The sequence below is a fragment of the Streptomyces catenulae genome (assembly GCF_000718015.1).
Classification (GTDB): domain Bacteria; phylum Actinomycetota; class Actinomycetes; order Streptomycetales; family Streptomycetaceae; genus Streptomyces; species Streptomyces catenulae.
In genome coordinates, this window is record NZ_JODY01000007.1 from 161,054 (window position 1) to 185,851 (window position 24,798).

Sequence of the window (24,798 nt, forward strand, 5' to 3'; positions counted from 1 at the left end):
GTGAGGCCGTAAGTCCCACGGCGCACCCCTTGACATGTGACGCATCGAACATCTGGCCGTACCCCCTACCCCAAAGCAATACCGGTGGGTAACGTCCGGGCAGTCCAGTCCCCTGCCAGTCATGGACCGAACCGGTGCAGCACACAGCGTCGTGGCACCGGCGCCAATGAGGAGCAGCAGTCTTGCGCGAGTTCAGCCTTCCGGCTCTGTACGAGGTCCCTTCGGACGGCAATCTGACGGATCTCATCCGCCGCAACGCCGCGCAGCACCCGGATGTCGCGGTCGTCGGCCGGAAGGTCAACGGCGGGTGGCAGGACGTCACGGCCACCATGTTCCTGGCCGAGGTCCGCGCCGTCGCCAAAGGGCTGATGGCCTCCGGCATCCAGCCCGGCGACCGTATCGGCCTGATGTCGCGCACCCGTTACGAGTGGACGCTGCTGGACTTCGCGATCTGGAGCGCCGGGGCGATCACCGTGCCGGTCTACGAGACCAGCTCCGCCGAGCAGATCCAGTGGATCCTCGGCGACTCCGGCGCGGTGGCCTGCCTGGTGGAGACGCCCGCGCACGAGGCGGCCGTGGAGTCCGTACGGGACCGGCTGCCCGGGCTGGCCAACATCTGGCAGATCGAGCGGGACGCCGTCGCCCGGCTGTCGGCCGCGGGTACCGCGCTGACCGACGAGGAGGTGGACGCGCGCTCCGCCCTCGCGGACGCCGACTCGCCCGCCACGATCGTCTACACCTCCGGCACCACCGGCCGCCCCAAGGGCTGTGTCCTCACCCACCGCAGCTTCTTCGCCGAGGTCGGCAACGTCGTCGAGCGGCTGCGCCCGCTCTTTTGCACCGGTGAGTCCTCGGTGCTGCTCTTCCTGCCGGTCGCGCACGTGCTGGGCCGACTGGTGCAGATCGCCTGTGTGATGGCGCCGATCAAGCTGGGCCACGCGCCCGACATCAAGCACCTCACCGACGACCTCGCCTCGTTCCGGCCGACGCTGATCCTGGGCGTGCCGCGGGTCTTCGAGAAGGTCTACAACGGCGCCCGCGCCACCGCGCAGGCCGACGGCAAGGGCAAGATCTTCGACCGGGCGGCGGACACCGCCATCGCCTACAGCAAGGCGCTGGACACCGCGGCGGGCCCCACGTTCGGCCTGCGGCTGCGGCACAAGCTCTTCGACAAGCTGGTCTACGGCAAGCTCCGCGCCGTCCTCGGCGGCCGGGCCACGCACGCCATCTCCGGCGGCGCCCCGCTCGGCGAGCGCCTCGGCCACTTCTACCGCGGCATCGGCTTCACCGCCCTGGAGGGCTACGGCCTGACGGAGTCCTGTGCGGCGACCGCGTTCAACCCCTGGGACCGGCAGAAGATCGGCACCGTCGGCCAGCCGCTGCCCGGCTCGGTGGTGCGGATCGCCGACGACGGCGAGGTGCTGCTCCACGGCGAGCACCTGTTCACGGAGTACTGGAACAACGAGGCGGCCACCGCCGAGGCGCTCTCCGACGGCTGGTTCCACACCGGCGACCTCGGCACCCTCGACGAGGACGGCTACCTCACCATCACCGGGCGGAAGAAGGAGATCCTGGTGACGGCGGGCGGCAAGAACGTCGCGCCCGCCGTGATCGAGGACCGGATCCGGGCGCACGCGCTGATCGCGGAGTGCATGGTCGTCGGCGACGGCCGTCCGTTCATCGGCGCGCTGATCACCCTCGACGAAGAGTTCCTGCCGCGCTGGGCCACCGAGCACGGCCGTCCCGCCGACTCCACCGCGGTGTCGCTCGCCGACGACCCGGAGCTGCTGGCCGCCGTACAGCGCGCCGTGGACGACGGCAACGCCGCGGTCTCGAAGGCCGAGTCGGTCCGCAAGTTCCGCATCCTGCCGACCCAGCTGACCGAGGACTCCGGCCATGTCACGCCGTCGCTGAAGCTCAAGCGGAACGTGGTGGCGAAGGACTTCGCCGAGGAGATCGAGGCGCTCTACCGCGGCTGACGGACCCGTCGGCACGGCAGAGGTACGGGGCGCGGCCCACCGGGCGCGCCCCGCCGGTGTGTCCGGGGGCGGCCGCGTCCCGCTCGGGGGGAGGCGGCCACTCCGGGGCGCACGCTCCTGACCTGCGCTTCCGCGAGCCCGCCCGGAGGCTCAGAGCAGTTCCTTCAGCTTCTCGGCGAGCAGGTCCCAGCGCCACTTCTCCTCGACCCAGGCCCGGCCCCGCTCGCCCATCCGGCGGCGCAGCTCCGGGTCCTGCAGGAGCGTGACGACGCGTTCGGCGGTGGCCCGCGGGGAGCCGCCGGGCACCACCCAGCCGGTCTCGCCGTCCAGCACCGCGTCCGGCGCACCACCGGAGTCACCGGCCACCACGGGCAGCCCGGTGGCGGACGCCTCCAGGTAGACGATGCCCAGCCCCTCGACGTCGAGGCCACCGCGCCGGGTGCGGCACGGCATCGCGAAGACGTCGCCCGCGCCGTAGTGGGCCGGCAGCTCCGCCCACGGCACCGCGCCGGTGAACCGCACCGACCCCGCCACCCCGGTGCGCTCCGCCAGCGCCCGCAGCTCCTTCTCGTACGGACCGCCGCCGACGATCAGCAGGACGGCGTCCGGGACCGCGGCGGTGATCGCGGGCATCGCCTCGATCAGCGTGTCCTGCCCCTTGCGCGGCACCAGCCGGGAGACGCAGACGACGACGGGCCGGTCGCTGAGGCCGAGGCGGGCGCGGATCTCGTCGCCGCCGGAGCCGGGGTGGAAGGTCTTCTCGTCGACGCCGGGCGGCAGTTGGACCATCCGGGCGGCGGCCTCGGGGGTGAGCGCGGCACCGATCCGGCGGCGGGTGTACTCGCCGAGGTAGGTGAGGGTGTCGGTGCCCTCGCCGATACGGCGCAGCAGCTGCCGGGCGGCGGGCAGCTGCGCCCAGCCCGCTTCGTGGCCGTGGGTGGTGGCGACGATCCGGCGCGCCCCGGCGGCGCGCAGCGCGGGCGCCATCAGGCCGAGCGGCGCCGCGGCACCGAACCACACCGACGTACAGCCGTGCTCGCGCAGCAGCGCGGTGGCGCGGCGGGTGACGGCCGGGGTGGGCAGCAGCATCGTCGTACGGTCGCGGACGACCGGGAACTCCTGCTCGGCGTCGAAGGCGGCGGTGGCCGCGCGCCCCTCGGCGCCGCGCTTCCAGGTGGAGGCGTACACGACGACCTGGGTGGGGTCCAGGCGCTGCGCCATGTTGTGCAGGAACGCCTGGATGCCGCCGGGGCGCGGCGGGAAGTCGTTGGTGACGATGAGGGTCTTGTGCACGCTGGTCTCTCGGCGTCGGTTCGGCTCGGCGGGCGCGGCCCGGTGGCCCCGCCCTCCGGCCGACAGTACCGGGTCGCCGCGGGACCGGCCCCGGGGGCGGCCGGTCCGGGACGCGCCGGGGCCGGGAGACGGGGCGCGGCGCGGGGCGTCCGGCATCATGCCCCGGGCGGGGCCGGGCCCGCCGCCCCCGGACGGGCCGCCCCGGTACGACCGGCCCGGCGCACGGCCCCGTGGGACGACACGGCGCGACACGGACAACGAGGTGACCATGGCTTCCCCGCACCCCAGCGGCGCCCGGCCCACGGCCCGGCCGTCCACCGCCCCGGCCCTCCGCCGCCGCCCGGTGGAACGGCTCCGGTCCGGCCGTCTCCCGGTCGGCCGCCTCCAGCTCCTCTGCTGGGCGGCGACCCGCGCCGTCCTCCTCCTCTGCGTCCTGAAGGTCCTGGTGGTGCCGGGTCCGGACGTCACGAGCGATGTGGCGGTGATCTACCGGAACTGGGCGGAGGTGCTGCGCTCCGGCTCCTTCCCGGTCGGCGACGTCACCTGGCAGTACCCGCCGGGCGCCGCCCTCGCGGTGCTCTCCCCCGGGCTGCTGCCGTTCCTCTCGTATCCGCACGCCTTCTTCGCGCTGCTGCTCGCCGCCGACGCCGCCGTCCTCGCGCTGCTCGTACGGACCGGGCGGCGGCCGGGCCACCGTCCGGCGGGCGCCTGGGTGTGGATCGCCGGGGTCGCGCTGCTCGGACCGACCGGGTACGCCCGCTACGACCTGATGGTGACCGCCGTCGCGGTGGCCGCGCTCTGCGCCGCCGCCCGCCGTCCGCGGCTGTCCGGGGCGCTGATCGCCTGCGGGGCGCTGCTGAAGGTGTGGCCGGTGCTGCTGCTGTGCGGGGCGCCGCTGCGCGGCCGCCGGGCGCGGGCCCTGTGGGGCGCCGCCGCGGTCTGCGGTGCGGCGCTGACGCTCGGCTGCGCCCTCGCCGCCCCCGGCGCGTTCGCCTTCCTCACCGCCCAGCGGGACCGCGGTACGGAGGTCGAGTCGCTCGGCGCGCTCGTCTTCCATGGGGCGCGGCACCTCGGCTGGCCCGGCGAGGTGGTGCTCCGCTACGGCTCGCTGGAGTTCGTCGGCCCGCTGGTGCCCGAGGTCAGCGCGGTGGCGACGGCGCTGACGGCCGCGGCCCTCGGCTGGCTGCTGTGGTGGCGGCTGCGGGCCGGGCTGCGGACCGCGCCCCGGCCCGCGGTGTGGTGCGACGCGGCGTTCACCGCGGTGCTGCTGGCCACCGTCACCAGCCGGGTCATCAGCCCGCAGTACCTGCTGTGGCCGGTGGGGCTCGGCGCGGTCTGTCTGACCGTCCGGGCGAGTCGGCAGACCCTGCCGGTGCTGCTGGTCCTGGCCGCGACCGGCCTGACCTGCTGGGAGTTCCCGCTCTGGTTCGACCGTGTGGTGGCGAGCGACGGCCCGGGCCTGACGCTGCTGCTCCTCCGCGACGCCCTGCTGGTCTGGGCCGCCCTCCTCGCCGCCCGCAGACTGTGGCGGACGACGGTACGGAGAACGGCCGACGGGACGGAGGAGGCGGACGGGCCCGTACCGGAGCCGGACCCGGAGCCCGCTCCGGGCGAGGAAGGTGCCGACGCCGCCCCCTCCGCCGCGCCGCAGCCCCCCGGCGGCCACGCGCCCGGGCACTCCCCCGTCAGGTCAGCGCGCTCTTGAGATAGGCCCGCCACTTCTTGGTGAACTGTCCCGCGCTCAGGCCGAGTTGGGAGCGGAACACGGTGTCGAGCCGGGCGTTGCGGACCGCCGTACGCCGATCGTCCACCGCCCCCGGCGCGGGCGCCGCCGGATGCCCACCGACGACCCGCCGCCCGGTCCCGTCCGCCCCACCGCCCCGGGAGTCGTCACCTCCGGACGCCGCACCGGCGGACGGCCCGGCACCGGCTCCCGAGGACGGAGACGGAGACGGCGACGAGGACGGGGAGGACGGCGACGGCGTGCCCGACCGCGCCCCCGGACCCGCGTGCCCCTCGCCCGTCGGGACGCCGCCCGCCGCCCGGTAGAACGCGCGCAGCTTCGCCTCGCCCCAGGTGTCCGCGATCATCCGGCAGGCCAGCCAGCCGGACTCGTACGCCCTCGCCAGCCGGTCGGCGCCGCCGGTGAAGCCGAAGTCCGCGTCTGCGGGCAGCCGCTGCGGCGGATGCCCGGTGGCGACCGCCCGCGACAGCTCCGGCGCCGCCGCGGCCGCCGCATGCCGCCTGCCCCGGTACGCCACCCAGTCGGCGAACCCCTCCGAGAGCCACAGCGGGGTGTCGCCGGTGGTGGCCGTGCGGGTGGCGACATGGGTGATCTCGTGCGACAGCACCACCGCCCGGCCCGCGTCGTTGAGGTCCGCGTACGCCTCCGGGTTGACGATCACCCGGTCGGCCGGAGCCTTCGCCTGCGCGCCCGCCTCACCGGTCGTCACCGCCGCGATCCCCGCGTACGCGGACGGGTCGCCGCTGCCCAGCAGTTGGGCCATCCCGGCGACCGACCCCGGCGCCTCGATCACCACCTGACCGCTCCAGCGGCCCTTCCACGCGGCGGTGACGGCGGGCACCGCCGCGTCCGCCCGCCGCGCCAGATCCGTCAGCCGCCCGCGGTCCCCGGCGTCCCCCAGCACCAGCGCGTGCCGCCCCCGCACCGCCGCCACCGGCCCCTGGTCCCACAGCTGACGGGTCCCGGCGTGGCCGGACGCGGCGCCCTCCTCGTCCGACGCGATCCGCCAGCGGCCGGACGTACGGGTCAGCGTCAGATACTGCACGGAGGTCACCGGCTCGGCGTCGAAGCCCTTGAGCCGGTAGCGGAGTTCGACCTTGGCGGCCATCGTGTTCCCGCCGGACGCCAGCGGAAAGGCGTCGGTCGCGACGAGGTCGTACCGCCAGCCGGTCAGCGGCAGCTCCTTGAGGGTGCGGAAGGCGCGGCGCTGCCGGTCGCGGTAGCCGGGCCGCACCGGGTCGACGGAGGCGAGGAACGCGGCCTCGTCGTGCTGCCGTACCGCCCGGGCGCGGGCGTCCAGCATCCGCTGCACCTCGGGGAACCGGGTCCGCGGCGGCGGCTGCTGCGCGCAGCCGCTCGCGGCGGTGAGCACCACGGCCAGCAGCACGGCGCTCCCCGCGGCCGTGGCCCGGGGCGGTCGCCGTACACCCTGACCTGCCATGCGGTCGATCGTATCGACCTCACCCGCGAGCGCCAGCGGGAGAAGGGGCGGCCCGCGGCGACGCCACCGCCCCGCCGGTGACCGGGGGAGGTCACCGACGGGGCGGGAGGAATGCGGCGCTGCGGCCGGGCGGGTGGCCCGTGGCGTCAGACGCGGACGCCGTACTGGAACGGCATGTTGTTGATCGACTCGTAGCGGACCGCGGCGCCGGGCTTCGGCGCGTGGAGCACGGTGTTGTTGCCCGCGTAGAGGCCGATGTGGTGCAGGTCGCCGTAGAAGAGCACCAGGTCGCCCGGCTTCAGCTCGCTCATGCCGATGCGGGTACCGGCGCTGGCCTGCGCCTGCGAGGTACGCGGCAGCGACTGACCGGCCTGCTGGTACGCCCAGGAGGTCAGACCCGAGCAGTCGAAGGAGGACGGGCCGGTGGCGCCCCAGACGTAGGGCGAGCCGATCTTCGACTGGGCGGCGGCGAGGGCGGCGGCACCGCGCTGCGAGGCGGGGACGTCGTGGCCGAGGTCGACGCGGTCGTTGGAGCGGTTGGCGCGGTTCTCCTTCGCCTCCAGCGCCTGCTTCTCCTTGGCCGTGAGGGTGTTGAGCAGATCCTGCGCCTTGGCGAGCTTGCCCTGGATCTCGTCCTTCTTCTCGCCGAGCGCCTTACGGGTCTCGGAGAGGTCCTTGATCTTCCCGGCGGCCTCCTCGCGCTCCTGCGCGAGACGGCGCTGCTTGTCCGCGATGACCTTGAGCTGATCGGCCTGCTTGCCGCTCAGCTGGTCGAGGGTGGCGGCCTTCTCCAGATAGGTGTCCGGATCACCCGAGAGGAACAGCTGGACGGAGGGGTCGATGCTGCCGCTGCGGTACTGGCCGGAGGCGACGGCGCCCAGGCCCTTGCGCAGCTCGTTCAGCTCGCCCTGGCCACGGGCCACCTTGTCCTGGAGGTCGGCGACCTCCTTCTGGAGCTTCTGCTGATCTTCCTTGGCGCCGTTGTACTTCTCGGTCGCCTGCTCCGCCTGCTCGTAGAGCTTGTCGACCTCGGACTTGACGTCCTTCTTCGACGGGGCGGCCTGCGCGGCCTGGGAGGAGAGGGCGACGGCCGCCGCGGCGGTCGCGGTGAGCACGGTCACACGAGTACGGCTCGGCTGCTTGGGTCGACGGTGGGACGCCACGGGGGCGATCTCCTTCTTCCTTCAGCCGCCTACCGGGAAGTGGGGGGTGGTGACCCCGGCTCCGCGCGTACGCCACGGACTCGGCGGTTCCTTCACTGTTCATCCCGGGTGGATGATCAACTGCATGAAGGTTCGAGGCCAGACCTTAGTAACCGAGTTGTGATCGCTTCAAATCCTCCCGGGTAAAAAACCCCGCGCCGAGGCCAGGTTTTACCAACATCACACGGGCTGTAGTGGGCACTTGACGGTCAGAGAGCAGGGAACGGACAAATCGTCGATCCGTCACCCCCGGGCACGTCGCCCCGTCAGACGCGGGCAAGTCGCTTGAGCAACAGGGCCGATGCCACCGGCCGCGCCCCGGCCTTCGCCACCCCGTCCGCCACTTCACGGTCGGTGGAGACCACCACCACCGGCCGCCCCGGCGGCTCCGCGCGCACCAGCTGCCGGATCAACTCGTCCGCCGTCACGCCCGGCTTGCTGAACAGCACCCGCACCCCGCGCGGCGGCGCCAGCAACACCGGCGCCGCCAGCTCCGCGCCGTCGAAGACACATGTCATCTCCGCGCCGGTCTGGGCGGCGAGCACCGCGAGGCCGCCCAGCAGCCGCAGCCGCTGCTTGTCCAGCGGCATCGTCGGATAGCCGGTCTTGGTGACGTTGTAGCCGTCCACCACCAGATGGGCCTGCGGCAGCGCCAGCAACTGGTCGAGCAGGGCCGGATCGGTCTCCGACAGCGCACGGGTGGCGACGTCCTTCGGCGTCATCCGGCCGGGCTCCACCGCCTCCACGGTGTCGGCGGGCCGCACCCCGGCGGGCGGCAGCGCCAGCTCCCGGCGCAGCCCCTGGGCCGCGTCCAGCACGGTGTCCAGCAGCAGCCGCACCCGCATGTCCTCGACGCTGCGGCCCTCCCGGGCGGCCCGGCGGCTGGTCTCCAGCGCCGCCTCGCTCTCCCCGATCCGCGCCTTGAGGCGGCGCACCTCGCTGTCGGCCGCCGCCTTCTCGGACGCCGCCCGCGAGCGCTCCGACTCCAGCTCCGCCTCCGCCTTACGGACCGTCGCCGCACCGCGCTTCACATCGCTGAGGGCACTGCGCAGCTTCCGCTGGAGCGTGTCGTTCTCCTTGCGGACGGCGTCCAGCTCGGCGCGCACCCGGTCGGTGTCGGCGCGGGCGTCCGCCCTGGCCCGGGCCAGCTCCTCACGCAGCCGGGCCAGTTCCCGCTCGGCCTCCTCGTCCGCCCGCTCGGCGCGCGCCCGCTGCGCCTCCTCGCCCGCCGCGGCGACCAGCTTCGGCCAGCCGTCGGGACGCAGCACGTACGCCGCCGCCGCGACGTCCAGCGGATCGGCGGCGGCGGGCGCGGCGCCCCGCTCCAGCGCCTCGGCGACCTCCGGCTGCGCCTCGCGGACCTTCCCCGCGATGCGCTGCCGGAAGACGGCGTCGCTCTCCAGCGCGGCGGCCATCGCGTTCCCCGCGAACTTGGCGCGCCGCGAGGGCGTGAAACGGGCGTACTGCCGCAGCGGCGGCGGGAGTTCGGCGACCGTCAGGGCGCCGAACGCGTCCGCGGTGAGCGCCACCACACGGCGCCGGACGCCCTCGGGCAGCGGGCGGTCGAGGGCCTCCTCGCCCCCGCCGCCGGACGCCGTCCCGCCCGCCCCCGGCTCCCCTGCTGGACGCTCCTCCACGGTCTACTCGCCCCGATCCTCAGGCGTCCGCGCCCGGACGGTCCACCAGCTCGATCCGGTCGACCGCGTTGCACCAGCGGCAGCGCACCGACTCGACGGAGTCGCTCAGCACCTCGCGCTCCTCGACCTTCGGCTCCCCGGCCAGGTCGAGGTGGGTGTACTCGACCACCTTCGACGTACGGGTCACGTCGAAGCGGGTGAGGTTGCCGCAGAGCGTGCAGCGCCACCGGGTCCGGTCCGTCGGCAGGGGAACAGCCATCGTGATCGTCCTTCTTCCTACTCGTGCGGTGCGGGTGCTGCGGCCTCACGCGGTGCGCCGTCGGACTGCGGGAAGTACGCAAAGTACCGACCGTAACCCTACGGCCTGACGGCACGGCCGCGCGGGCACCGCCCAGGAGACGGGACGCGGCGAGGCAGTCCGCCCCGATTACCCCCATTACGGCATGATCCCCTCATGACGGCACCGCCCCTGCCTCCCCCACCGCCCGACGACGCCCGGCCCCGGCAGCCGGGCACCCCACCGGACGCCCGCCATCCGGATCCCCCGGCCCGCAGCCGGTACTCCGTCACCAACCTCCTCATCGCCGTCTGCTGCGTCCTCTTCGTCCTCGGCCCCGCCTCCGGACTCAACCCGCTCCACGGCACCGGCGACGCCCTCCTCCAGGCGCAGACCGCGTACTTCGAACGCTGGGGCGTCATCCCCCGCGACCTGTGGGCCGGTCACCCGGCCGCCTGGCTCACCCCGCTCACCGCGCTCTTCGTCCACGGCAGCTGGCTCCACCTGCTCGGCAACGCCCTCTTCCTGCACGTCTTCGGCGGTATGACCGAAGCCCGCATGGGCCGCACCGCGTACACGGTCTTCTACCTCGTCACCGGCTACCTGGCGCTCCTCGGCTACGCCGCCGCCCACGCCGCCTCCGGCCAGACGCTGGTCGGCGCCTCCGGCTCCATCTCCGGCGTCCTGGGCGCGTTCCTCTACCTCTTCCCCCGCGCCCGCGTGACCAGCCTCTTCCCCTTCCTCTTCTTCCTCCCGCTCCGCTTCCCCGCCTGGGTGGTGCTGCTCTTCTGGTTCGCCCTCCAGTGGCTGGCCGCCCAACGCGACCCGGCCGGCCCCGGCGTCGCCTACCTCGCCCACGTCATCGGCTTCGCCCTCGGCTTCCTCTACGCATGGGCCCGCCACCGGCCCGCTACTGTGGAGTCCACCAGGGGGAATGCACCGGCGACCGAGGGAGAGAGCCAGCCGTGATCACGTCGATCGTGCTCATCAGGACCAGCGTGGACCAGATCCCGGAGATCGCCGAGCAGATCGCCGCGCTCGAAGGGGTCAGCGAGGTGTACTCGGTCACCGGCGCCCACGACCTCATCGCGATGGTCCGCGTCGCCGCCCACGACGACCTCGCCGACGTCATCCCCGGCCGCATCAGCAAGGTCCCCGGCGTGGCCTCCACCGAGACGCATATTGCGTTCCGCACGTATTCGCAGCATGACCTGGAGGCGGCGTTCGCGATCGGTTTGGACGCCTAGCGCCTGCGGCGGGCCTGCCGTTGTCTTTCGGCTTTCCCGCCGTTGGGGTTGTTCGCGGTTCGCCTGCGGCGGGCCAGTCGCTATGTCTTTCGGCTTTCCCACCGTCGGGGTTGTTCGCCGTTGCGCCTGCGGCGGGCGTGGGCTGTCGGGAGCGGGGGCCCTCCTGCGGACTCCGTCCTCCGGAGGGCCCCCTCCCGTGAGTGGGTGGAAAGAGGCCGGTGGGGGCGCGCCACCGTCTTTTCCCCACCCACAAACGGAAGGGGCCGGACCGCAGGACGGAGTCCGGAGGTCCGGCACCGCAGCCGAACAGCGCCGCAGGCGAACCACACTCCGCAGGCGAATCCGGTGCGCCGCCCAGCAGCGCGCGGACCAGCGGGTGCGCGCAGAAGAGCCCATCGCGTACGCCGATGCCGTACCGCGCGGACAGCGCCCCCGCGAGGTCCCCGCTGTCCCAGCCGTCGACGACGAAGGACAGCACGCCCACGCGGTGCGCGTCGTCGCCGAAGAGGGAGAGGACGCGGACCTCGGGGATCTCCGCGAGGCCGGTCCGGACGCGGGCGATGAGTTCCTGTTCGCGGGCGACGACCGTGTCGAAGCCCGCGTCCGTGAGCGCCCGGCACGCGGAGGCGATCGCGTAGGCGCCGATGACGTTGGGCGAACCGGCCTCGTGCCGGGCGGCGGTGGTGTGCCAGGCGACATCGACGCCGCCGTCGGGACGGCGCGCGACGGTACGGCTGGCGCCGCCCCCGGCCAGGTACGGGTCGGCCGCCTGCAACCAGTCGGCGCGACCGGCCAGCACACCGGAGCCGAACGGCGCGTACAGCTTGTGGCCGGAGAACGCGACCCAGTCCACGTCGAGCGCGGCGAGGTGGACGGGCTGGTGCGGCACCAGTTGGGCGGCGTCCAGCACGATCCGCGCCCCGTGGGCGTGGGCCGCCGCGGCCAGCTCCTTGACCGGCCAGATCTCGCCGGTGACGTTGGACGCGCCGGTCACACAGACCAGGGCGGGCCCGTAGGGGTCGCGGGCGGCGAGCGCCTTCTCCAGGGTGTCGACGGCCTGGCGGGGGGTGCGCGGCGCGTCGAGGTAGGTGACGTCGACGCCGTCGCGCTGCTCCCACGGCAGCAGCGCGGCGTGGTGCTCGGTCTCGAAGACGAAGACCCGGGTGGCCTCCGGCAGCGCGGCGGCCAGCAGGTTGAGCGAGTCGGTGGTGGAGCGGGTGAAGATCACCTGGTCGTCGTCGCGGCAGCCGAGGAAGTCGGCGACGGTGGCGCGGGCGTTCTCGAAGAGGTCGGTGGAGAGCTGCGAGAGGTACCCGGCGCCGCGGTGCACGCTGCCGTAGTACGGCGCGTAGGCGGCCACGTCGTCCCAGACCCGCTGGAGCGCGGGGGCGCTCGCCGCGTAGTCGAGGGCCGCGTAACCGATCTCGCCGCCGGCGGCCAGCGGCACCTGGACATCCCGCCCCAGAACGTTCAACTCATCACAAAGGGGGCGGTCAGCGGCAACGGTGGAGACAGACATGGCGAACTCCCGTGAGAGAAAGGCGAATTCACCGCACGCGGGCAGCCAGAAGCGCGGAGGGGCGCGGCGGAATTCGGCAGGAAAAAGCAGCGGCGGAGCGCTGTATTACTTCAGAAAGCGAAAAGCTGGAGAGGGGGCCGGAAGAGCCCTATCGCATTCGCTGGTTCACGGAAGTTCTCCCTCTGAGGACCAGGATCCCTGGCGAGGGATCCGCGCTTGCCGCAGACCTCGCTGCCTGCGGCCTGGTCATCACCCGGGGCACCCCGCCACGGAAGGAGGGTTGCCGGACAGCGGGCCGGGGCCTGTGTCGCTGTCACTCGTGACCTGCGCAGCATCATGCCATATGCACGGAACGGCGCAAGCCCGGTCCGGTTGATGAGATCAAAAGGACCGGGCCTGCCCGGAATTCCGCCGTAACGGCCCTGCGACGCCCGGACGTTACCGACCGCCGCCCCACCGTTCAGGCGTTGCTGGCCGCCGCCCAGCGCTCCAGCGCCCGCTTGGCCGCGCCGGAGTCGATGGACTCCGCCGCCCGCTCCATACCGGCCCGGATCTGCTCGGTCAGCGGCGCCCCGGTCGGCGCGAGCGCGGCGAGCGCCGCCGCGGAGTTCAGCAGCACCGCCTCACGGACCGGACCCTGCTCCCCGTCCAGCAGCCGCCGCGCCACCTCGGCGTTGTACGCCGCGTCGGCGCCGCGCAGCGCCTCCACCGGGACCAGCGGGATTCCGACGTCCCGCGGGTCGAAGGTCTCCTCCCGCACCGCGCCGTCCCGCACGATCCACACCCGCGACGTCGCCGTCGTCGTCAGCTCGTCCAGCCCGTCGTCGCCGCGGAAGACCAGCGCGGACGAGCCGCGCTCGGCGAGCACCCCGGCGAGGATCGGCGCCATCCGCGCATCGGCGACACCGGTCGCCTGCGCCTGCACCCGCGCCGGGTTGGTGAGCGGCCCCAGCACGTTGAACGTGGTCCGGATGCCGAGCTGCCCGCGCGCGGTGGCGACATGGCGCAGCGCCGGGTGGAAGGTGACCGCGAAGCAGAACGTGATGCCCGCCTCCTCGGCGACCTCCACCACCCGCCGCGGCGAGAGGTTCAGCCGGACGCCGAGCTTCTCCAGGACGTCGGAGGAGCCGCTCGCCGAGGACGCGGCGCGGTTGCCGTGCTTGATCACCTTCGCGCCCGTACCGGCCACCACGATCGAGGACATCGTGGAGATGTTGACGGTCTTGGCGCCGTCGCCGCCGGTGCCGACGATGTCCACACCGGGGCCCGGCACCTCGATCAGCCGGGCGTGCGCGTACATCGCGCGGACCAGCCCGGAGATCTCCGCGACGGTCTCGCCCTTGGCCCGCAGCGCCACCGCGAACCCGGCGATCTGCGCGTCGGTCGCCTCACCCCGCATGATCCGGTCCATCGCCCAGGCGGTGTCGTCCGCGGCGAGGTCCCGGCCGTCCAGCAGGGCGTTCAGGACGCCCGGCCAGGTGTGGGCCGCCACGCTGTCGCCGCCTGCCGGGGTCGCAACGTTCATGGTCCACACTCCTGGTTCGTGCCTGCGTATGGGGCAAACCCTATCGAGCCCCGGACATGCCGGAGGGCCCCGTCCGGGATGGGGCATCCCCTGCTCGACCGGAGTCGAGAGCTCGGGGAAGGACGGGGCCCTCTGGGTGGCGTCACCACCGCCGTGCGCACACGGCGGCTCGGTGATCAGTGGTGGCCGTGGCCGCTGCTGATCTCCTTGTACTCCTCGACGGTCGGCTTCGGGATGACGTTGTCCTCACCGTCGTACGCCTTCGAGAGCTTGGCACGCAGCTTCTGCGACCGCGTGGCCTTGCGCTCGACGCCGTTCTCGTCGACCTCGGCCGCCAGCTCCAGCGGAGCGGGCTGCTCGTGCTGGGTGAGGACGTGCAGCTGCTCCTGCGAGAGCGGCTCGTGGACCTCGACGAACTCACCGTGCGGCAGGCGCTTGATGATGCCCGACTCGCGGCCGTGCAGCACCTTGTCCTTGTCGCGGCGCTGCAGACCCAGGCAGATCCGCTTGGTGGCGATGAACGCCAGCACCGGACCGACGAAGAACGCGATCCGCACGAACCAGGTGATCGAGTTGATCGACAGGTGGAAGTGGGTCGCCCACAGGTCGTTACCGCCACCGATCAGCATCACGAAGTACGCGACCAGCCAGGCCACACCGAAGCCGGTACGGGTCGGGGCGTTGCGCGGACGGTCCAGGATGTGGTGCTCGCGCTTGTCACCCCGCACCCAGGACTCGATGAACGGGTAGACCGCGATGGCCACCAGCACCAGCGGGAAGATCAGGATCGGGATGAGCACACCGAAGTTGATGGTGTGACCCCAGAAGTCCCACTCCCAGCCCGGCATCACTCGGACGAGACCCTCGGCGAAGCCCATGTACCAGTCGGGCTGGGCGCCGGTGGACACCTGGTCCGGGCGGTACGGGCCGATGGCCCACACCGGGTTGATGCTCGCGACGGCCGCGATGACCGAGATGACACCGAAGACCAGGAAGAAGAAGCCTCCGGCCTTGGCCATGTAGACCGGCAGCAGCGGCATGCCGACGACGTTCTTGTTGGTCTTACCGGCACCCGGGAACTGCGTGTGCTTGTGGTAGAAGACCAGGATCAGGTGGGCCACCAGCAGACCGAGCATGATGCCCGGCAGCAGCAGCACGTGCACCGTGAAGAACCTCGGGATGATGTCGTGCCCCGGGAACTCCCCGCCGAAGATGAACATCTGCAGGTACGAGCCGACCAGCGGCATCGCCAGGATGACACCCTCGATGAACCGCACACCGGTACCGGAGAGCAGGTCGTCGGGGAGGGAGTAGCCGGTGAAGCCGGTGAACATGCCCAGCACCAGCAGCAGGAAGCCGAACAGCCAGTTGACCTCGCGCGGCTTGCGGAAGGCGCCGGTGAAGAACACCCGCATCATGTGGACCATCATGCCGGCGAGGAAGATCAGCGCCGCCCAGTGGTGGATCTGCCGGATCAGCAGACCACCGCGGACGTCGAAGCTGATGTTCAGCGTCGACTCGAACGCCTGGGTCATCCGGATCCCGTGCATCGGCACGTAGGTGCCGTGGTAGACGACCTCGGCCATGCTCGGGTGGAAGAACAGCGTCAGATAGACACCGGTCAGGATGATGATGATGAAGCTGTAGAGGCAGATCTCACCCAGCATGAAGGACCAGTGGTCCGGGAAGATCTTGCGCATGTTGGACTTGGCGAGGCTGTAGATGCCCAGCCGGCCGTCCGCCCAGTCGGCGATCCGCTCGCCCCGCGGCGCCTGGCCGCGGCGCGCGGTGGTCGCGCTCGTCTCGTTACTCATCCGCGCTCCCAGAAGCTCGGGCCGACGGGCTCCGCGAAGTCGCTGACGGCTTCGAGGTAGCCGTCCTTCACCGTGATGTGCAGCTGCGGAAGCGCGTGGCCCGCGGGGCCGAAGATCACGCGACCGCCGTCGGACAGGTCGAAGGTGGACTGGTGACACGGGCAGAGCACGTGGTGCGTCTGCTGCTCGTACAGGCTGATCGGGCAACCGACGTGGGTGCAGATCTTCGAGTACGCCACGATGCCCTCGTGCGACCACTCAAGTTCCTGCTTGTCCTTGATGTTCTGCGGCTGGATCCGCACGAGCATCAGGGCGTCCTTGGCGATCTTGGTGTTGAACTCCTCGTCGTCCTCCTCCAGGCCCTCGGGCTTGGCGAACGTCAGGGAGCCGACCGCGATGTCCTCGGGACGCAGCGGGAGGTTGGTGGACTGGTTGACCAGGCGGATGCCCTTCTTCCAGCCCGTGCCGCGCAGCTTCTTCTCGGGCAGCGGCCCGAGGTCACGCAGCAGGACGACGCCGGAGAGCGGCACCAGGGCCAGCGCGCCGAACATCGTGTTACGGATCAGCTTGCGGCGGCCGAAGCCGGACTCCTTCGCACCCTGCGCGAAGTCGGCGAGCACCTTGGCCTTGACCTCGGGCTCCGCCTCGATCGGGTGCCGGTCGTCGGCGATCTCCTCGTCCGACATCAGCGTGCGGGCCCAGTGGACCGCACCGGCGCCGATGGCGAAGAGGGCGATACCCAGGGTCAGACCCAGGGAGAAGTTCAGCGCGCTGATGTGCCCGATCGGCCAGATAAAGACGATCTTGTCGATCGGGAAGATCACATACGACGCGATGAACGCGACCGTCGCGAGCATCGACAGGAGGAAGAAGTACGCCACCACGCGCTCGGAGCGCCGGGCGGCCTTCTCGTCGATGTCCTGGATGCGGTGCTCGTGCGCGGGCAGACCCGGGTCGGCGAAGGGGTTGTCCGCCTTCACCGGCGCACTGTCGTGAGCGGTGCGCTCACTCGGAAGGGATTCTTCTGGCACGTCTGCGTGTCGTCCAGTCTCACTCATGACTTCTTGGCCTTCGTAGTCCGGGCAGCGACCCAGATGGCGACCGCGACCAGCGCGCCCAGGCCGAAGATGTAGCCGAAGAGACCCTCACTGACCGGACCGAGACCACCGAGGTCCAGGCCACCGGGGCTCGCGGTGTCATCGCCGTTGACGGCGCCGAGGTACGCGACGATGTCCTTCTTGTTCTCCGAGGACAGCGTGCCGTCACCGAAGGAGGGCATGTTCTGCGGGCCGGTCTGCATGGCCTCGTAGATGTGCTTCGGGTCCACGCCCTCGAGCGTCGGTGCGAACTTGCCGTTGGTCAGGGCGCCGCCCTTGCCGGTGAAGTTGTGGCACTGCGCGCAGTTGGTGCGGAACAGCTCGCCACCCTTGCCGACGTCGGCACCGTCCGGGCTGTACTGGTCCTTGCCGGGCACGGCGGGGCCGGCGCCCAGCGACGCGACGTACGCCGCCAGCTGGTCGGTCTGCGCCTGGTTGTAGATGGGCGTCTTCCGCGGCACCTGGGCGCCGGGCTGCTGGGCCGGCATACGGCCGGTGCCCACCTGGAAGTCGACGGCTGCGGCGCCGACACCGACCAGGCTCGGGCCGTCGGACGAGCCCTGACCGCCGGTGCCGTGGCAGCTGGCGCAGCCGACGGCGTAGAGCTTCTTGCCCTCCTTGATGGCAAGAGACTGGGCGGTGTCATCGGCCTGAGCCTTGTCCGCCGGCGCGAACGCGGCGTACAGCCCCCCAGTGACCGCCAGCGCGAAGAGTAGGACGACGAGCGCCGCCAGCGGATGGCGCCGTCGTGCGGAGAGCTTTTTCACGGATTACCCCGGTGTCAGGATCTTCTGCGTCGATGCTTTGGCTATGTCTGTCTGAACTGCGGTTTCCCGGTCGGGACCGGTTACCGGATCAGGTAGATCGTGGCGAAGAGGCCGATCCAGACGACATCGACGAAGTGCCAGTAGTAGGACACGACGATGGCCGCGGTGGCCTGTTCGTGGGTGAACCTCTTGGCCGCGTACGTCCTGCCCAGAACCAGCAGGAAGGCGATCAGACCGCCCGTCACGTGCAAGCCGTGGAAGCCGGTGGTCAGGTAGAACACCGAGCCGTAGGGGCCGGACGAGAGCGAGAGGCCCTCTTCCTTGACCAGTTCGGTGTACTCGAAGACCTGACCGCCGATGAAGATCGCGCCCATGATGAACGTGATCACGAACCACGTGCGGAGCTTCTTGACGTCGCCGCGCTCCGCCGCGAAAACACCGAGCTGGCAGGTCAGCGAGCTGAGCACCAGGATCGTCGTGTTCGTCGCGGAGAACGGAAGGTTCAGCGCATCGGAGGTTTCCTTCCAATACTCGGCACCGGTCACCGATCGAAGGGTGAAGTACATCGCGAAGAGGGCCGCGAAGAACATCAGCTCGGAACTCAGCCAGATGATGGTTCCGACGCTGGTGAGATTCGGTCGATTGACCGACGGGTGCGCGTGCCCGGTTTCTACTGTCGTTGCTGTCGCCACGACCGACATTATGTCGGTCGCTTATCCCGCCCTCACTCCGGGGGGTGCCGTTCGGTGTGTCAAGGCCGTATGCCCTGCTCGTACGGGGCTCTTCCGGCTTCGCCCGAAGGGGGGAAACGCGGGGGTCGGGAGCGGCTCGGTGCCGTACCGTGGCCAGTCCTGACGGGCCGTCGGACGGATCTTGGTGGCGTCCGCACCCTCCTGTCCGCGGGCCCTGCGGGAGTAGCATCCGAGCCCTACCTACGGTGGGGGCGTTCCCTGCACAGGTGCCCGTCCCGGTCCGTACCGCTTCGAAGCGTGGAGGAACGATGCAGGCGACTGCCACGGTGCTGGTCTACAGCGACAACGCCACCACCCGCGAGCAGGTGAGGCTGGCCGCCGGGCGCCGTCCCGCGGCCGATGTCCCGCCGGTGGAGATCCTGGAGTGCGCGACCCTGCCCGCCGTCCTGGAGGCGCTGGAGCAGGGCGGTGTCGACGTCTGCGTCCTGGACGGCGAGACCGCACCGGCCGGCGGGATGGGCGTGTGCCGGCAGATCAAGGACGAGATCTACGACTGCCCGCCGGTGCTGCTGCTCATCGGGCGCCCGCAGGACGCCTGGCTGGCCACCTGGAGCCGCGCGGACGCGGCGGTGACGCATCCGGTGGACCCGGTGGCGTTCGCCGACTCACTCGCCGCCCTGCTGCGCGGACGGGTGCTCGCACGCAGCTGAGCGGCCCGCTGAGGCGTCCTCAGACCTCGGGGCGCAGCCGGGCCGCGTCGGCGGGCTCCCGCTGCCGCTCGGCCGCCCCTGTGGTGGCGGCGCCGTTCTTGAGGGCGCTGCCCTCGCGCCACTCCTGCCAGGGCATGTTCCAGTCCCCGAAGCCGTTGCCGAAGGGCGCCATGGTGTCGCCGCCGCTGTTGACGACCTTCACGATGTCGCCGACGCGCACGGTGTTGAAGAACCACTGGGCGTCGCCGGTGGACATGCCCGTGCAGCCGTGGCTGACGTTGGCCGCGCCCTGGGATCCCACGGACCAGGGCGCGGCGTGCACGTACTCGCCGCTGGTGGTGACCCGGGTCGCCCAGTAGACGGGCAGGTCGTAGGAGTCCGAACTGCCCTCGGGGATGCCGATGCTGCCGCTGGTCATCCGGACGAAGCTCTCCTTGGCGAGGACGACCTTGACGCCGTTGCGGGTGTCGAAGCCGGGCTTGCCGGTGGTGACGGGCAGTGTGTTGACCCGTCGGCCGTTGCGCAGCACCGTCATGGTGTGCGAGGAGGCGTCGGTGACGGCGACGACCTCGTCGCCGGTGGTGAGCTTCACGGGCTTGGCGGGGCCGCCGTAGAGGCCCTTGGAGATCTTCAGGCCCTCCAGGTTGCTGTGCACCTCGATGGCGGCGTGCGCGGGCCAGTACTCCTTGGGGCGGAAGTGCAGGGTCTTGCCGTCGACCCAGTACCAGGAGCCCTGGACGCGGGGCGTGGAGTCGACCTTGAGGGCGCTCTCGACGACCGCGCGTGCCTGTGGGTCCTTGACGTCCCGGCTGAGCTTGGCGGTGACCGGCTGGCCGACGCCGTACTCGCCGCTGTCCGGGCCGAAGGTGACCTGGAGGCGGTCGCCGCCGCCCTTGGTGGCGACGTGGAGCGTCTTGCTGCCGGGGTTGCCGTCCTCGTCCTCGGTGCTGATCTGCACCGTGTAGCGGACACCGGCGGCGAGCGGCACGGTGGTCCGCCAGTGCTTGCCGTCGGCGGTCAGTTCGCCGCGGATGGAACGGCCGGAGGCGTCGGTCGCGGTCACGTCGGTGAGGCGCGCCTCGTCGTCCTTGACGGACACTTCGAGCGGCTTGTTGGGGTCCGCCGTCCGTGTCCCGTCCGGAGTGTTGGACGTGATCTGGTCGGCCGCGTCGTAGGGGTTTGCGGAGAGCGCTTCCGACGACGAGCCCCCGCACGCGGTGGCGGACACCGCGAGGGGCACGAGCAGGAGGCCGCAGCTCAGCACCGTCCGGGTTCGGGGTCTGGGACTCATGTACCAAAAATATGGAGAAATCCCGGGAGCGGCGCGCTGGAGGACTGCAAACGGGGCGGGCCCGGACACCAGTTGAGGTGTCCGGGCCCGCCCTTCACGGCGTGAGGGCCGTGGTCACTGCGTGCGGTTCTCGCCGCGGTAGTACTCGAAGACCCAACCGAACAGGCCGATGAGGATGACCGGTGCCGAGAAGTAGATCAGCCACCAGCCGAAGCAGACGCCCAGGAAGGTGAGGGCGCCACCGACGGCCAGCGAGAGCGGCTGCCAGCTGTGCGGGCTGAAGAAGCCCAGTTCGCCCGCGTCGTCCGCGACCTCGGCGTTCTCGTTGTCCTGCGCACCCGCGTCGACCCGCCGGGCCGTGAAGGCCAGGTAGTAGCCGATCATGATGCAGAGGCCGAACGCGAGGAACAGCGCGGTGGTGCCCGCCGGCTCCTTCGACCAGACGCCATAGACGATCGCGATGGCGAGGACGAAGACGGAGAGCCAGATGAACATCTTGCCCTGGATCTTCACTTGCCAGCCTCCTTGCCGCCGGCGAGGGCCTTGTCATCCGCCGAACCGTGGCCGTTCTGGAGGGCGTCCAGCGCGGCGATCTCCGGGTGGTGCAGGTCGAACGCCGGGGATTCGGACCGGATACGCGGCAGCGTGAGGAAGTTGTGCCGCGGCGGCGGGCAGGAGGTCGCCCACTCCAGGGAGCGGCCGTAGCCCCACGGGTCGTCGACCTCGACCTTCTTGCCGTACTTGGCGGTCTTCCAGACGTTGTAGAAGAACGGCAGGATCGACAGGCCGAGCAGGAAGGACGCGATCGTCGAGATCGTGTTCAGCGTCGTGAAGCCGTCGGCCGCGAGGTAGTCCGCGTAACGACGCGGCATGCCCTCGACACCCAGCCAGTGCTGCACGAGGAACGTGCCGTGGAAGCCCACGAACAGCGTCCAGAACGTGATCTTGCCGAGGCGCTCGTCCAGCATCTTGCCGGTGAACTTCGGCCACCAGAAGTGGAATCCGGAGAACATCGCGAAGACGACCGTACCGAAGATGACGTAGTGGCGAAGGAGAGCGAGCCCTTCCACATCGTGCCGATCCAGTTGAAGAACTTCACACCGGTCGGGACCGCGATGAGGAATGTCATGAAGGAGAAGAACGGCAATAGCACGCCGCCCGTCACATACATGTGGTGCGCCCAGACCGTCACCGAAAGACCGGCGATGGAAATCGTCGCGGCGATCAGACCGATGTAACCGAACATCGGCTTCCGGGAGAAGACCGGAATGACCTCGGAAATGATGCCGAAGAACGGCAACGCGATGATGTACACCTCGGGATGCACCGGTCAGCAGGACGTTCCAGGTGAAGATCGGCATGCGGAACATCGTCATGCCGGGGGCGCGCATGCAGATGATCGTGGTGATGAAGTTGACCGAACCGAGGATCGTGCCGAAGCCGGAGAAGGCCAGACCCATGATCCACATGTCGGCGCCGACACCCGGCGACCGGACGACACCGGAGAGCGGGGAGTAGGCGAACCAGCCGAAGTCGGCCGCACCCTGCGGGGTGAGGAACCCGGCCACCGCGATCAGCGAGCCGAAGAGGTACAGCCAGTACGCGAACATGTTCAGCCGCGGGAACGCCACGTCGGGCGCGCCGATCTGCAGCGGCATGATCCAGTTGGCGAATCCGGCGAACAGCGGCGTCGCGAACATCAGCAGCATGATCGTGCCGTGCATCGTGAACGCCTGGTCGTGCCGATCGTCTTGTGGTCGGTGGTGGTGAGCCACTTGACCACGGCGATGCCTGGTTGCTTCTTGCGTACGGGCGGTGCTGCCGGAGCCGAATCGGCGGCGGCACCCTGGGATTCGTTGAGGATGCTCACTTGGTCTTGGTCTCCGCGTTCCTGGCGTGATCCGTCTGGTCCTCGCCTGACGGCAGGTAGCCGGTCTGGCCCTTCTTCGCCAGGTCCTTCAGGTGCTCCCGGTACTTGTCGGGGGAGACGACCTTGACGTTGAAGAGCATCCGGGAGTGGTCGACGCCGCAGAGCTCGGCGCACTTGCCCAGGAAGGTGCCCTCCTTGTTGGGGGTCACCTCGAAGGCGTTGGTGTGGCCCGGGATGACGTCCATCTTCATCAGGAAGGGCACCACCCAGAAGGAGTGGCTGACGTCACGCGAGGTCAGGATGAACTGGACCTTCTCGCCCTTGGGGAGCCAGAGCGTCGGGCCCGGGTTACCGGTCTCGGGGTCCCGGCTGGCGGGGGTGCCCGAGTCGTGGACGCCGTCGGCGCCCGCCGGGAAGCCCTTCTTCATCCGGTCAGGAATCGCCTTGAGCTGTTCCTGGTCGCTCTTGCTCGCGACGGTGGACTTGTTGCCGTCCACGTCCTCGATGTAGTTGAACGCCCAGCTCCACTGGAAGCCCACCACGTTGATGACGTGCTGGGGCTTCTTGGACGTCTTGAGGAGTTCACTCTCATCGCGCGCGGTGAAGTAGAAGAGCACCGCGATGATGATGAACGGAACGATCGTGTACAACGCCTCGATCGGCATGTTGTACCGGGTCTGTGCGGGGACCTCCACCTTGGTCCGGCTGCGGCGGTGGAAGATCACGCTCCAAATGATCAGACCCCAGACCAGCACGCCCGTTGCGAGGGCGGCGGCCCAGGAGCCTTGCCAAAGAGAGAGGATCCGCGGCGCCTCGTCCGTGACGGGCGTCGGCATACCGAGGCGGGGGAAGTCCTTTGATGTGCAACCAGTCGCGGTCGCCAGGACCAGGCCCGCAGCAAGCACCTGCGGCAGCTTCCGCCGCATCGGGCGCCGCGACGAGCGGTCGGAGCCGTTGGGACTCACGTAGCGCCTTCCCGAGAGTCTCGCCCGCGAGACCGGCTGCGGCCGTCTCGCTGGTCGGTCGCCGGCCCTGGCGCGGGCAGGGGTTTGGATGTTTATGCGGACCAAACCCTACTGGACGCTATTTGAGGGTGCGCGGGGAGGGTGCCCAACGCGGCGCGTCACTCCCCGAAGGGGTGGTTCCCGCAGGTCCGCGGCCTCCGTTCCGCCCCCGAATACCCGCCTTTCCGCGGCTTCTGACGCCTCGCCCGGGGCGGGCCGCCGGGAGCCGTGCGGCCGCCCGCCGGGGCGCCCCGGCGGTCCTCTACCGTCTCGTACGTGCCCTACTTCGACGCCGCCTCCGCCGCCCCGCTGCATCCCGTCGCCCGGGAGGCGCTGCTCGCCTCGCTGGACGAGGGCTGGGCCGATCCGGCCCGGCTGCACCGGGAGGGGCGGCGGGCGCGGCTGCTGCTGGACGCCGCGCGGGAGGCGGCGGCGGAGGCGGTGGGGTGCCGGGCCGACGAGCTGGTTTTCACCCCTTCGGGTACGCATGCGGTGCATTCGGGGATCTCCGGCGTGCTGGCGGGGCGGCGGCGGGCCGGGCGGCGGCTGGTGCACTCCGCCGTGGAGCACTCCTGTGTCCTGCATGCGGCGGAGGTCCATGCGGCGGACGGCGGGTCGGTGGCGGCGGTGGGGTGCGACCGGGGCGGGCGGGTCGCGGCGGACGGGTTCGCGGCGGCGCTGACGCCGGACACCGCGCTGGCGGCGTTGCAGTCCGCCAACCACGAGGTGGGGACGGAGCAGCCGGTGGCCGAGGTGGCCGAGGCGTGTGCGGCGGCGGGGGTGCCGCTGCTGGTGGATGCGGCGCAGTCGCTGCCGTGGGGGCCGGTGGCGGGTCCGTGGTCGGTGCTGGCGGGCAGTGCGCACAAGTGGGGCGGGCCGCCCGGGGTGGGGCTGCTGGTGGTGCGGAAGGGGACGCGGTTCGCGCCGCGGGGTCCGGTCGACGAGCGGGAGGCGGGCCGCTCCCCCGGTTTCGAGAACATCCCGGCGATCGTGGCGGCGGCCGCGTCGCTGCGGGCGGTGCGGGCGGAGGCGGCGGCGGAGTCCGGGCGGTTGCGGGGGCTGGTGGCGCGGATCCGGGAGCGGGTGGCGGCGGTGGTGCCGGATGTGGAGGTGGTGGGCGATCCGGAGCGGCGGCTGCCGCATCTGGTGACGTTCTCCTGTCTGTACGTGGACGGCGAGTCGCTGTTGTACGCGCTGGACCGGGCCGGGTTCTCGGTGTCGTCCGGTTCGTCGTGCACCTCCAGCACGTTGACGCCGAGCCATGTGCTCAAGGCGATGGGGGTGCTGTCGGAGGGGAACGTGCGGGTGTCGCTGCCGCCCGGGACCGGGGCGGACGCGGTGGAGCGGTTCCTGGAGGTGCTGCCGGGGGCGGTGCGCGAGGTCCGGGCGGCGCTCGGTGCGCCGGGGGCGGGCGCGGCGGCGCCTGCGGGCGGGGCGACCGGGGCGCTGGTGGTGGACGCGCTGGGCGAGCGGTGTCCGGTGCCGGTGATCGAGCTGGCGAAGGCGGTCGAACGGGTGCCGGTGGGCGCCACGGTGACGGTCCGGTCGGACGACGAGGTGGCGGCGCTGGACATCCCCGCCTGGTGCTGGACGCAGGGTCAGGAGTACGTCGGTGAGCGTCCGCTGGAAGGGGAACGCGGCGCCGCGTACGTGGTGCGGCGCCGCGTCTAGGCGGACGGGCCGGGCGGC

At 71.4% G+C, this 24,798-nt stretch carries 19 protein-coding genes, 2 pseudogenes and 1 riboswitch; of the genes and pseudogenes, 6 read left to right on the top strand and 15 right to left on the bottom strand.

The window, feature by feature from the left end:
- Positions 1-182 precede the first annotated feature (182 nt).
- Entirely contained in the window at positions 183-1,979 is a 1,797-nt protein-coding gene (locus tag IF23_RS0109360; RefSeq protein WP_030281816.1) for an AMP-dependent synthetase/ligase, read from the top strand.
- A gap of 150 nt (positions 1,980-2,129) precedes the next feature.
- Here the strand turns inward: IF23_RS0109360 and IF23_RS0109365 are convergent, their stop codons facing one another.
- Positions 2,130-3,272, bottom strand: coding sequence for a glycosyltransferase family 4 protein (locus tag IF23_RS0109365; protein WP_030281819.1), 1,143 nt, complete (start codon positions 3,270-3,272; stop codon positions 2,130-2,132).
- Positions 3,273-3,534: 262 nt separating this feature from the next.
- On the opposite strand from IF23_RS0109365, the gene IF23_RS0109370 reads away from it, so the two are divergent.
- The gene (locus IF23_RS0109370; RefSeq protein WP_425423818.1) at positions 3,535-4,977 is read left to right on the top strand and encodes a glycosyltransferase 87 family protein; all 1,443 of its coding nucleotides are present in this window, start codon (positions 3,535-3,537) and stop codon (positions 4,975-4,977) included.
- On the opposite strand, the gene IF23_RS0109375 is transcribed toward IF23_RS0109370, so the two are convergent.
- From IF23_RS0109375 to IF23_RS0109390, 4 genes are all read right to left on the bottom strand, one after another.
- Positions 4,958-6,457, bottom strand: a complete 1,500-nt coding sequence (locus IF23_RS0109375) for a hypothetical protein (protein WP_030281823.1) — start codon at positions 6,455-6,457, stop codon at positions 4,958-4,960. The two genes, IF23_RS0109370 and IF23_RS0109375, sit on opposite strands and share 20 nt — an antisense overlap.
- Positions 6,458-6,603: 146 nt before the next feature.
- Positions 6,604-7,620 carry a C40 family peptidase gene (locus IF23_RS0109380; protein WP_030281825.1) on the bottom strand — a complete coding sequence of 339 codons (1,017 nt, stop codon included), beginning with the start codon at positions 7,618-7,620 and terminating at the stop codon, positions 6,604-6,606.
- A gap of 305 nt (positions 7,621-7,925) precedes the next feature.
- Positions 7,926-9,296, bottom strand: a complete 1,371-nt coding sequence (locus tag IF23_RS0109385; protein ID WP_030281826.1) for an NYN domain-containing protein — start codon at positions 9,294-9,296, stop codon at positions 7,926-7,928.
- Between the two features lie 19 nt (positions 9,297-9,315).
- Positions 9,316-9,555 carry a hypothetical protein gene (locus IF23_RS0109390; protein ID WP_030281828.1) on the bottom strand — a complete coding sequence of 80 codons (240 nt, stop codon included), beginning with the start codon at positions 9,553-9,555 and terminating at the stop codon, positions 9,316-9,318.
- 195 nt (positions 9,556-9,750) lie between these two features.
- Between IF23_RS0109390 and IF23_RS0109395 the strand changes: the two genes are divergently transcribed.
- On the top strand, positions 9,751-10,542 hold the full coding sequence (locus tag IF23_RS0109395; RefSeq protein ID WP_078653881.1) for a rhomboid family intramembrane serine protease: 792 nt from the start codon (positions 9,751-9,753) through the stop codon (positions 10,540-10,542).
- The gene (locus tag IF23_RS0109400; RefSeq protein WP_030281831.1) at positions 10,539-10,820 is read left to right on the top strand and encodes an Lrp/AsnC family transcriptional regulator; all 282 of its coding nucleotides are present in this window, start codon (positions 10,539-10,541) and stop codon (positions 10,818-10,820) included. Before IF23_RS0109395 ends, IF23_RS0109400 begins: the two co-directional genes overlap by 4 nt.
- A 280-nt stretch (positions 10,821-11,100) precedes the next feature.
- Here IF23_RS0109400 and IF23_RS0109405 read toward each other — a convergent pair.
- From IF23_RS0109405 to ctaE, 6 genes and pseudogenes are all read right to left on the bottom strand, one after another.
- A pseudogene (locus IF23_RS0109405) lies at positions 11,101-12,339 on the bottom strand (aminotransferase class V-fold PLP-dependent enzyme); the annotation flags it as partial.
- A 207-nt stretch (positions 12,340-12,546) separates the two neighbouring features.
- Positions 12,547-12,664, bottom strand: a riboswitch (SAM riboswitch).
- A 135-nt stretch (positions 12,665-12,799) separates the two neighbouring features.
- On the bottom strand, positions 12,800-13,864 hold the full coding sequence (gene trpD / locus IF23_RS0109410; protein ID WP_030281834.1) for an anthranilate phosphoribosyltransferase: 1,065 nt from the start codon (positions 13,862-13,864) through the stop codon (positions 12,800-12,802).
- Between the two features lie 176 nt (positions 13,865-14,040).
- Positions 14,041-15,678, bottom strand: coding sequence for a cytochrome bc1 complex cytochrome b subunit (qcrB, locus tag IF23_RS0109415; protein WP_030281836.1), 1,638 nt, complete (start codon positions 15,676-15,678; stop codon positions 14,041-14,043).
- Positions 15,675-16,736: a cytochrome bc1 complex Rieske iron-sulfur subunit gene (gene qcrA, locus IF23_RS0109420; protein WP_051739445.1), complete on the bottom strand. Its 1,062-nt coding sequence runs from the start codon at positions 16,734-16,736 to the stop codon at positions 15,675-15,677. Before qcrA ends, qcrB begins: the two co-directional genes overlap by 4 nt.
- A complete protein-coding gene (gene qcrC, locus IF23_RS0109425) occupies positions 16,733-17,542 on the bottom strand; it encodes a cytochrome bc1 complex diheme cytochrome c subunit (RefSeq protein ID WP_030281839.1) in 810 nt (269 codons plus the stop codon). The genes qcrA and qcrC overlap by 4 nt, the downstream gene beginning before the upstream one ends.
- A gap of 80 nt (positions 17,543-17,622) precedes the next feature.
- Positions 17,623-18,243: an aa3-type cytochrome oxidase subunit III gene (gene ctaE, locus IF23_RS0109430; RefSeq protein WP_030281841.1), complete on the bottom strand. Its 621-nt coding sequence runs from the start codon at positions 18,241-18,243 to the stop codon at positions 17,623-17,625.
- Positions 18,244-18,542: 299 nt separating this feature from the next.
- Between ctaE and IF23_RS0109435 the strand changes: the two genes are divergently transcribed.
- Positions 18,543-18,944 carry a response regulator transcription factor gene (locus IF23_RS0109435; RefSeq protein ID WP_030281842.1) on the top strand — a complete coding sequence of 134 codons (402 nt, stop codon included), beginning with the start codon at positions 18,543-18,545 and terminating at the stop codon, positions 18,942-18,944.
- A 19-nt stretch (positions 18,945-18,963) separates the two neighbouring features.
- Here the strand turns inward: IF23_RS0109435 and IF23_RS0109440 are convergent, their stop codons facing one another.
- The 4 genes and pseudogenes from IF23_RS0109440 to ctaC form a co-directional block, all read right to left on the bottom strand.
- Complete coding sequence (locus IF23_RS0109440; protein WP_030281844.1) at positions 18,964-20,235, bottom strand: L,D-transpeptidase; 1,272 nt, start codon at positions 20,233-20,235, stop codon at positions 18,964-18,966.
- A 114-nt stretch (positions 20,236-20,349) separates the two neighbouring features.
- Positions 20,350-20,748 (bottom strand): cytochrome c oxidase subunit 4, encoded by a 399-nt coding sequence (locus IF23_RS0109445; RefSeq protein WP_030281845.1) that lies wholly within the window; start codon positions 20,746-20,748, stop codon positions 20,350-20,352.
- Positions 20,745-22,105: pseudogene (locus IF23_RS33460) on the bottom strand (cytochrome c oxidase subunit I). The gene IF23_RS0109445 and the pseudogene IF23_RS33460 overlap by 4 nt, the downstream one beginning before the upstream one ends.
- Positions 22,102-23,070 carry an aa3-type cytochrome oxidase subunit II gene (gene ctaC, locus IF23_RS0109455; RefSeq protein ID WP_030281847.1) on the bottom strand — a complete coding sequence of 323 codons (969 nt, stop codon included), beginning with the start codon at positions 23,068-23,070 and terminating at the stop codon, positions 22,102-22,104. Before ctaC ends, IF23_RS33460 begins: the two are co-directional and overlap by 4 nt.
- A 315-nt stretch (positions 23,071-23,385) precedes the next feature.
- On the opposite strand from ctaC, the gene IF23_RS0109460 reads away from it, so the two are divergent.
- A complete protein-coding gene (locus IF23_RS0109460) occupies positions 23,386-24,780 on the top strand; it encodes a cysteine desulfurase/sulfurtransferase TusA family protein (RefSeq protein WP_030281848.1) in 1,395 nt (464 codons plus the stop codon).
- The last annotated feature ends 18 nt before the right edge of the window (positions 24,781-24,798 follow it).